General features: G+C 69.1%; 8 protein-coding genes and 1 pseudogene. 4 read left to right on the top strand and 5 right to left on the bottom strand.

All coding sequences use genetic code 11. The annotated features are described in order from the left end of the window. Nucleotides 1–642: 642 nt before the first annotated feature. The 3 genes from ACFVGS_RS24870 (at nt 643) to ACFVGS_RS24860 (ending at nt 4818) form a co-directional block, all read left to right on the top strand. Complete coding sequence (locus tag ACFVGS_RS24870) at nt 643–1128, top strand: hypothetical protein (RefSeq protein WP_385693709.1); 486 nt, start codon at nt 643–645, stop codon at nt 1126–1128. Between the two features lie 38 nt (nt 1129–1166). Continuing rightward, nucleotides 1167–3836, top strand: a complete 2670-nt coding sequence (locus ACFVGS_RS24865; protein WP_385693708.1) for a Helicase associated domain protein — start codon at nt 1167–1169, stop codon at nt 3834–3836. Between the two features lie 307 nt (nt 3837–4143). Further along, entirely contained in the window at nt 4144–4818 is a 675-nt protein-coding gene (locus ACFVGS_RS24860) for a hypothetical protein (protein WP_384407702.1), read from the top strand. Between the two features lie 96 nt (nt 4819–4914). On the opposite strand, the gene ACFVGS_RS24855 is transcribed toward ACFVGS_RS24860, so the two are convergent. From ACFVGS_RS24855 to ACFVGS_RS24835, 5 genes and pseudogenes are all read right to left on the bottom strand, one after another. Then, nucleotides 4915–5352: a hypothetical protein gene (locus ACFVGS_RS24855; protein ID WP_384408079.1), complete on the bottom strand. Its 438-nt coding sequence runs from the start codon at nt 5350–5352 to the stop codon at nt 4915–4917. Nucleotides 5353–5555: 203 nt separating this feature from the next. Next, a pseudogene (locus tag ACFVGS_RS24850) lies at nt 5556–5765 on the bottom strand (helix-turn-helix domain-containing protein); the annotation flags it as partial. Nucleotides 5766–5832: 67 nt separating this feature from the next. Further along, complete coding sequence (locus ACFVGS_RS24845) at nt 5833–6516, bottom strand: PaaI family thioesterase (protein WP_384407704.1); 684 nt, start codon at nt 6514–6516, stop codon at nt 5833–5835. Nucleotides 6517–6558: 42 nt separating this feature from the next. Continuing rightward, nucleotides 6559–7587: a zinc-binding dehydrogenase gene (locus ACFVGS_RS24840; protein ID WP_385693707.1), complete on the bottom strand. Its 1029-nt coding sequence runs from the start codon at nt 7585–7587 to the stop codon at nt 6559–6561. Beyond that, entirely contained in the window at nt 7580–8011 is a 432-nt protein-coding gene (locus ACFVGS_RS24835) for a 4-oxalocrotonate tautomerase family protein (RefSeq protein WP_384407708.1), read from the bottom strand. The genes ACFVGS_RS24840 and ACFVGS_RS24835 overlap by 8 nt, the downstream gene beginning before the upstream one ends. 80 nt (nt 8012–8091) lie before the next feature. On the opposite strand from ACFVGS_RS24835, the gene ACFVGS_RS24830 reads away from it, so the two are divergent. Next, nucleotides 8092–8676 carry a TetR/AcrR family transcriptional regulator gene (locus tag ACFVGS_RS24830; protein ID WP_384407710.1) on the top strand — a complete coding sequence of 195 codons (585 nt, stop codon included), beginning with the start codon at nt 8092–8094 and terminating at the stop codon, nt 8674–8676. The last annotated feature ends 31 nt before the right edge of the window (nt 8677–8707 follow it).

Raw genomic sequence — 8707 nt, 5'->3', positions numbered from 1 at the left:
AGACAGCAGCCATATCGCTGCGCGATATGCAAGTGGGGCGGTCGCTGCGCTCCCGCTGGCCCTCGCGATGCGAGGGCGGTCCCCTCCGCTGCGCTCCAGGGACCGGTGGAGCCGGCCGCTGCGCGCCCGGCTGGCCGCGCGCCGCGCGGCCGTGGCTGGCGAGGTGTCAGGTGCGGCTAGTGAGGTATCCAGTAAGAAAGTTGAGAAGTGCTTCGCACTTCTGGGCGGGTTCGCTGCGCTCCCCCGCCTGACGGTCCTTCCGGCTGCGCCTCCAGTCCCTTGGGGACCGCTGACGCGGGCCGGGCTGGCTACAAGCGGTGGGGGTCGCTCGTTGGTGTGAGGTCCAGTGTACCGCGTGCATCAAGTTGATGCAGCATGTACCGTTGGCGGAAACATGGGGCACCCCCTAACCGCCCGGGGACCTTCCCGGGATTCCGAGAGGAACGGCCGCAGATGACTGTTCACCACGAATCTACCGGACCCGATCCCGTTCGAGTGCCGGTTCTGTGCGTCGGGTGACGCAGTGCCAGACAGCGGGCGTGAACGCCCGGTTGAAGCTGTTCGCGCTCCTGGAGGCGCAGGGGTGCCCGCAAGCGAGGCTGACGGCCTGATGGCCGCGCTGGAGGCCCGCGGTGCGAGGTCGTGGAGCTGGACGGCATGGCGCCGGCCTCTCGGGGCCCGCTGTTCGCGGACGGATGGGACGAAGGTGTGACGGCCGTAAGGGAGGCCCTGGTGGCATCGCGGATCGGGACTGGTCATGCCCGCGGCGGTCGGTCTGCCGGAGCGGCTGAACTGGCCGTACATATCGCGTACATGAGGCAGCGTGAGCAGGTTGACCTGGTGTGGCTGGAGAGGTTCGTCCGGGAGACCGTGCTGCCGCGTACGCACCCGAACACCACGCAGTGGCGGCGGGTGCTGGAGGCGCTGGGCGAGGCCGGAGGTCTGTGCGCGGCGCGGGAGGCGGAGATGTCCAGTGGGGGCGTCATCTTCTGCACGCGCGCAAGACCGGGCACTACGACCCGGACGACAAGCCGTCCTTCATGGACGGAAAAGCCCGGCGGCTGGCATCTCGCGGACGTGTCGATCTGGGACAACTCCGCCTACGCACATCTACACAAGGCCATCTGAGGCACCACCAGAAAATGGGCATCGGGAGAGCAAAGTAAATGTCTGCGATTCCACTCAAGGAACATCAAGTAGACCAAAAGTCAAGCTTCCGAAACTGGGTCGGATTCCCTGCAAGATCACCTGTGCCTCCGGAGGGGGCCCGTGCCACGGGGGTGTCGGCGACCGGATCCGGGAAGACGATCATGGCCGCCGCGAGCGCGCTGGAGTGCTTCCCGGACGGGCGGATCCTCGTCATGGTGCCCACCCTGGACCTGATCGTGCAGAGCGCCCAGTCCTGGCGCCGGGTCGGACACCGCGCGCCGATGGTCGCCGTCTGCAGGGTGGACAAGGACGAGGTCCTGGAGCAGCTCGGGGTGCGCACCACCACCAACGCCATCCAGCTCGCGCTGTGGGCAGGGTCCGGGCCGGTGGTCGTGTTCGCCACCTACGCGTCCCTCGTGGACCGCGAGGATCCCACCGACATCACCGGCCGCCGGAAGGTCCGGGGGCCTCTGGAGGCGGCGCTGGCGGGCGGGGAGCGGCTGTACGGGCAGCGGATGGCCCCGTTCGACCTGGCGGTCCTGGACGAGGCGCACATGACGGCCGGGGACATGGGCCGGCCATGGGCTGCGGTCCACGACCAGTCCCGGATTCCGGTTGATTTCCGGCTCTACCTGACCGCTACCCCGCGGATCCTGGCCGCGCCCCGGCCACAACGGGGGCGGGACGGGAAGGAGTTGGTGATCGCCTCGATGGAGGACGACAGCGTCACCTACGGCAACAGGATCTTCGACCTCGGACTGGCGGAAGCCATCGAGCGGGCGATCCTTGCCGGGTTCGAGATCGATGTGCTGGAGATCCGGGACCCCGACCCGATCCTGGGTCTGTCCGAGGATGCTCTGCGCGGCCGGCGGCTCGCGCTGCTCCAGGCCGCGCTGCTGGAGCACGCGGCACAGATGAACCTGCACACCGTCATGACCTTCCATCAGCGGGTCGAGGAAGCCGAGGCGTTCGCCGAGCAGATGCCGCGTACGGCGGCCGAGCTCTACGCCACCGAGGCGTCCGAGGCTGCTCTCGCTCACGCGGAGGAACTGCCCGCCTCCTCCATCGACGCCGCGCTGTACGAGCTCGAGGACGGCCGTCACGTGCCCCCGGACCGGGTCTGGGCCGACTGGCTGTGCGGCGACCACCCCATCGCCCACCGGCGCGAGCTCATCCGCCAGTTCGCAAACGGCATCAACGCCGACAACCGGCGAGTCCATCGCGCGTTCCTCGCCTCCGTACGCGCCCTCGGCGTCGGCGTCGACATCACCGGACTGCGCGGTGTGGAAGCGGTGTGCATCGTCGGCTCGCGCAGCTCCCAGGTCGACATCGTCCAGAACATCGGGCGGGCGCTGCGCCCGAATCCGGACGGCAGCACGAAGGTCGCGCGGATCATCATCCCCATCTTCCTGCAGCCCGGTGAGGACCCCAAGGACATGGTCGCCTCCGCCAGCTACCAACCCCTCGTCGACATCCTCCAGGCCCTGCGCTCGCACTCGGAGCGCCTCGTCGAGCAGCTCGCCTCGCGTGCCCTGACCCGCGGCGCCGAGCGCCGACGCCTCCACGTCCACCCTGCCCCCGCAGGAGGAGCCGGCGGCGGGGGCGGCGAGGAGACCAGTGAGGCGCAGCGGGAGATCGAGCGCGTCACCCAGGTCGTGGTCAACTTCGCCCGCCCCCGCGACGCCGCCGACATCGCCGCTCTGACCCGCTGCCGCGTCATCCGGCCCGAGTCCCTGGTCTGGCTCGAGGGCTACCAAGCCCTCGTCCGCTGGCGGAAGGAGAACGAGATCACCGGCCTGCACGCCGTCCCCTACGACACCGAGGCGACAGTGGGCGCGACGCCGGACTTCCCCCTGGGCAGATGGGTCCACCAACAGCGAAAAGCCCTGCGTGCCGGTGAGCTCGACCCCCACCGCAAGGAGCTCCTCGACCTGCCGGAAGCCGGGATGGTGTGGGAGCCGACTGAGGAAGCCTGGGAGACCAAGCTCGCCGCGCTCCGCTCCTACCACCGCGCCACCGGACACCTCGCACCCAGGCAGGACGCCGTGTGGGGCGAGGGCGAGACGATGGTGCCCGTCGGACAGCACATGGCCAACCTCCGGCGGAAGGGCGCGAAGAACGGCCTGGGCAAGGACCCGGAACGGGCCACCGTACGCGCGGCGCAGCTGACGGAGATCGACCCGGACTGGGACTGCCCGTGGCCGCTGGACTGGCAACGCCACCACCGCGTCCTCGCAGACCTCGCCGACGCCGACGGGCACCTCCCCGAAATCCATCCGGGCGTACTGATGGACGGCGACGACCTGGGGAAGTGGCTGAAGCAGCAGAAACAGCCGGGCACCTGGGCACGGCTCCTGCCCGAGCAACGAGAGCGCCTCACCCAGCTGGGCGTGACGCCCGCTGCGCCGCCGTCTCCCGCCCCGGCGGCCGCCCACACGGAGAAGGGCCCGAGCAAGGCGCAGCAGGCGTTCCAGCGGGGCCTGGCAGCCCTGGCGCAGTGGGTGGAGCGGGAAGGCGCCCACCGACCGGTCCCGCGCGGTGCGGTCGTCGAGATCGAGGTCGACGGCGAGACGGAGCCGGTGTCTGTGAAGCTCGGGGTATGGGTCTCCAACACGAAATCCAGGAGAGACCGGCTGGGCGCCGACCAGCTCGCCGCCCTCGCGGAATTGGGCGTGGACTGGGTGTGAGAACCACGGGCCGCTGGCCGACCCCATCGGGCTCACTCGGCAACTCACCGAATGCCGTGTATCGAGCGCGAAGCACATTACGGTTCTTCGATGAACCAGGATGAGATCCGTGACGAGCTGGTGCGCTCTGCACAGCGATGGGCTCGGACAGCCCTTGACGCCTACATCGAGGAGCCGTTGGACCAGGACTTCGCGGTCCATCACATGGCTGTAGCTGTCGAGCATCTGGCCAAGGCGTGTCTGGCTTCCATCGCACTCACGTTGCTGGCCGACATCAAGCCTTCTGTGGAAGATCTGCTGGTACTGGGTGGCCGGGAAGGACAAGGTGCAGAAGGGGCATGCGGGTCTCCGGACCGTCGGCGGTGCGGAGGCCGTGACGAGGCTCGCGCAGGTACAGAACGTCAAGCCGCCAGCGCATCTCGCGACGTTGCGAGATGCCCGCAACGGCATCACTCACATGGGATGGGGGCGTGCCTCCAGCGAGTGCAGGGAGCTGCTGGCAGCCGGTGTGACGTATATCGACTCCCTGCTGCCCTCTTTGGCGAAGGAGTCAAGCTGGTTCTGGGAGAAACACTACGAGGCGTGCAAGAACCTCGTAGAGAAGGCGACGTCCGAGCTGAAGCTGCGCTACGAGGCGAGGATCCGGCGGGCACAGGAGATGTTCACGCAGCTGACGGACCGCATGTCAGACAGCGAGAAGGCAGCCGTGGTCGCCAGCCTGTCGGCTGCGCCGCTGCCCAGCCGGTGGCTCCTGTACGTACCCACGCAGTGTCCGGCGTGCAAGAGTCCCGCCCTCCTCAGCGGGCGCGACAAAGGCGGGGATTACGGGGATATCTGGTTCCTCCCTCGTTTCTTCGGGTGCCGGGTCTGCAAGCTCACGCTCACCGGCCCGGAACTGGAGCTCGCGGGCATGAAGGCCCATTCACTGCGCACTGAAGAAGAGGTGGATGACGACTGGGAACCTGACGTCGACCTCATGTGATCCAGCAGCGCACGTCCAACACCGCTGATCACGTCTGGCTATCCGGTGCCGCCTCCCTCGGTGCCGAAGCAGGCGGCACTCATCGGGAGTGATGAGTTACGGACGTCTATCAGGTGTGCGATTCAGGAGCGTCCGAAAGAAGTCGGTGAGCACGGGCCGAGCGCCATCACGGTCGCGCAGTTCGTCGTGGCCGAAGCGGAACACCTCGTATCCGCGGAACTTCAGGTCGCGGTCGCCGGCCATGGTGGCGGAGTACTTTGCGCTGTCGGGTACGGCTCCGCCGTCGCGCGTGTAGTGCTGCATGCCGTCGACTTCCAGCACCACGCGGCGGTTCCCGGGCAGGAGCATGAGGAAGTCCATGCGGAGGTTCTGCATGGCGCGCTCCCCGCGTTCGCGGATGGTCTTGGGGTCCCAGTGCACCCATATCTCTGGCAGGAGCGCGGGTACGTCGTGCAGTTGGCCCTTGTAAAGGTTGTGGTAGAGCCAGAACAGGTTCTTCTGGCCTGCGGATTCACGTGGCAGGGAAGCCTGCATACGGTCGTAGAGGGTGTGGCGGGCCGTCTCCGTGTCCGCGATGCCGCGGGTTTCTTGCCACCAGGACAGCAGGTCGCTCCAGAGGAGCCCGTTCTTGCCGGCTGGGTGGTTGTAGACCAGGATCTTGTCGGCTTGTTCGGCGATCTCGATGTCATTGTCGAGGGCGCTGGTGAAGCGGATGTCAGGTTTTCCTTGTCTTCTGTGGTGCGGGCTGGGCTTACTGCTGGGCGGGAGGAGCGGTCGAGAAGTCCGTCCTCACCGTGCGCGCGCCAGCGGGCGTACCACTTGCCCAAGCACCGGCGGGAGATGTCGGCTTCGGCGGCGACGTGTGCGATTGGGCGTCCCGCCTCGATGCGTAGGCATGGGCGCAGTCGTCCTTCGGGGGTGAGTGGGGCGTTGCGGTGCCCTGTCACGTGCCTGGGGTTGGGCGGTTCTGCGGGCTGGACGACTGGCAGCACCACGATTGTGGTGAGCTGGTCCTCATGTTTCCTCGCGCAGGCTCGGGAACAGGGCGCGGGCGCGGTCGGGGTCCGGTGCGACGAACGTGCCGTCCGCCGACACGAGGGTTGCCGAGCGGTCGTGGTCGGTGGTGATCGAGCCGACCACGAAGATTTTGCGGTCGTCGGTTCCGGTGATGCGCGCCGAGAGGTGCAGGGGTGTCTGCAAGGGGACGGGGCGGTGGTAGCGCAGTTGGAGGCCGGTGGTCATCCCTGGCATTCCGGCGGCGGTGCAGGCCCACCCCATGAGTTCGTCGAGGAGCATGGCGCTCATGCCGCCGTGGCCGTAGCCCGGTGGCCCTTCGTGGGCGATGCCGAGGGTGCAGGTTCCCGCTACGCCGTCGCCGGCAGGCGTGACGTGCAGGGGTGGCGCGAGCGGGCTGCCAGGGCCGGTGACGGGGCTGTACATCCGTGTTCCGCCGGGGAATTCGTCCACCGCGGGGATGTCTGCCGGTGCTCGGCGGGGGCCGGTGAACGTTCCGGTGAGGGTGCGGATGTCTTCCGCCAGGCGGTTCAGGGTTTCCGGGGAGGCTGTGGTGCGGACGGTGGCGTCGACGAGCAGTCGCAGTTCGTGGCCGAGGGCGCCGATCGCCTCCCGTCGGCGTTGAAGGTCCTCGGCTGCCGGATCGTGCGGGGTGGTGTTCGGGGCGGTGAGGGGCGAGGTCATCAGGTGTCTCTGTGTGCGGGGTCGCGGAGTGCGAGGGGGCGGTCAGTGTGTGGCCGGGGGCGGGGTGGTGTGGCGGACGAAGACGGGCTTGAGGTGCTTCTCGGGCAGGGCGGCGGGCAGGTCCTCCCAGTCGAGGACGTGGGAGACGACGCGTTCGGGGGCGACGGTGCCGGAGGCGGCGAGGTCGAGGGCGTCGGGGATGTGGGCGCGGACGTTGTCGCGGGCGATGCGCAGGGTGACGCCGGTGAGGTACATGTCGAGCAGGGGCAGTTCGCCGGGGCGGAAGTGGTTGCCGGCGGACTCGCAGATACCTTCGGGTGCGAGGGAGTTGACTGCGAGGGCGAGCTGGTCGACGCGGCCGGTGGCCTCGATGGCGAGGTCGAAGCCGTGCCGGACCGGTTCGAGGGTCTCGGCGGTGCGGGCGCCGAAGCTCTCGGCGAGCTTGCGGTGTTCGGGGTCGGGGTCCACGTAGAGGACGTCGGAGGCGCCCAGCGCGCGGGCGATGTCGCAGACGTACAGGCCGATGCTGCCCCGGGCGACGATCAGGACCCTGGCGCCGGGGCGGGACTTGAGGTGCGGGGCGACAAGGCGCCAGGACAGGGACCAGTTGTCGCTCGCCGAGGCCATGGCGACCGGGTCGAGGCCGGACGGGAGCGGCACCAGCATGGCGTCCGCGTACGGGACGCGGACCAGGTCGGAGAAGAGCCCACCCCAGCTGCCGCCGATGGGCGCGCCGTACATTGCCATGTGCGGGACCGAGGCGCAGTGCGCGGTCAATCCCGTACGGCAGTGATCGCAGGTGCCGCAGTTGATCGACCACGGCACGACGACCAGGTCACCGGGGGCCACGGTGGTGACGGCGTCGCCGGTCTCCACGACCCGGGCCACGCACTCGTGGCCGAGAGCGAACGGAGGGTCGATGAAGCCGTGCCCGGCCAAGATCGCGGAGTCAACGTCGCAGGAGGTCGCGGCGACCGGGGCGACGATCGCCTCGCCGTCCGACCGGAGCTTCGGGTCGGATGTTTCGCGCCATTCGACGGTCCGGCGGGCGATGTAGGTCAGTTCACGCATCGGCCCGCTGCCCCTTCGCCAGCGCGACCAGGTCGGCGTAGCGGACGACGGAGCCGCCCGCGCCCCAGGTGCCGTCGGGCTGGTCGTGGATGAGAACCCACACCCGCAGGGCGTCGTCCGGGGTGAGGCCGGCGGCGGCCAGAACGGTCTTCGTGGCGTCCTCGACCAGACCGGCCTTGCGCCGCTCGGACAGGGCCCCCTGCGGGACGGTGACCTCCACCAGGAAGCGCGGCGCGTCATCCTCCGCCGTGATCTGCGCGCCACCGGGGAGCTCCACCAGATAGCTCCACGCCTGGGCGCGGAAGAAGGCCGTGTCGGGCGCCCCTTCCCAGTGCAGCAGGACGGTGGCGAGATCACGCTGAACGGTGGTGCGGCCCTCCTCGCTGAGGGCGCCGGCCGGGGCGGTCAACCGGATCATTGGCATGGCAGCTCCTATGACAATCGTTATAGACGCGAGTCACGGTAGACTATGACGGACGTTATAGCCAGAGGGGAAGTGCCCACGTGCCCAAGAGCAGCACGCCGTCGCGGGAGCGGATCGTGGCCGGAGCCGCGGACATGATCAGCCGCCGAGGGCTGAGCGCCACGAGCATCCGGGAGATGGCCAAACACGCCAAGGCGCCGCTCGGCTCGACCTACCACTACTTCCCCGAGGGCAAGCAACAGCTGGCCACCGAGGCCGTCCGCTACACCGGCGAGTGGGTCGCACGCAGTCTGCGCAAGGAACTGGAAGCGGGCCCGGCCGCGGGACTGCGGGCCTTTCTCGCCCTGTGGCGGAAGATCGTCGTCGAGAGCGACTTCCACGCCGGCTGCCCCGTCCTGGCCGTGGCCATCGAGGAGCCACCGGCCGACGAGATCCCGCCCGCCCTGACGGCCGCGGCGGAGGTCTTCGAGCAGTGGGAACTCCTGCTGGCCGACTCGCTGCGGGCACACGGCGCCGAGCCCGAGCGGGCCGCGCAGCTCGCGACGCTCATCGTCGCGGCCGTCGAGGGCACGGTCGCCATGTGCCGCGCCCAGCGCAGCACGCGGCCGCTCGACCGCACCGCCGAACAGCTGCAGGCCCTCATCGCGACGACCGTCAAGGACTGAGCGAGGGGGCGCGCAGGACACGGTTCGGCTC

This window comes from Streptomyces sp. NPDC127114 (genome assembly GCF_042677525.1).
Lineage (GTDB): Bacteria > Actinomycetota > Actinomycetes > Streptomycetales > Streptomycetaceae > Streptomyces.
Note: the sequence above shows the minus strand (reverse complement) of the source record. Positions and strands in the feature narration are given on the sequence as shown.

Excerpts from the sequence above, each read along its gene's own strand:
- ACFVGS_RS24865 (WP_385693708.1), top strand. The coding sequence starts at position 1,167 with ATGTCTGCGATTCCACTCAAGGAACATCAAGTAGACCAAAAGTCAAGC.
- ACFVGS_RS24855 (WP_384408079.1), bottom strand. The coding sequence starts at position 5,352 with ATGCAGGCTTCCCTGCCACGTGAATCCGCAGGCCAGAAGAACCTGTTC.
- ACFVGS_RS24835 (WP_384407708.1), bottom strand. The coding sequence starts at position 8,011 with ATGCCAATGATCCGGTTGACCGCCCCGGCCGGCGCCCTCAGCGAGGAG.
- ACFVGS_RS24840 (WP_385693707.1), bottom strand. The coding sequence starts at position 7,587 with ATGCGTGAACTGACCTACATCGCCCGCCGGACCGTCGAATGGCGCGAA.
- ACFVGS_RS24845 (WP_384407704.1), bottom strand. The coding sequence starts at position 6,516 with ATGACCTCGCCCCTCACCGCCCCGAACACCACCCCGCACGATCCGGCA.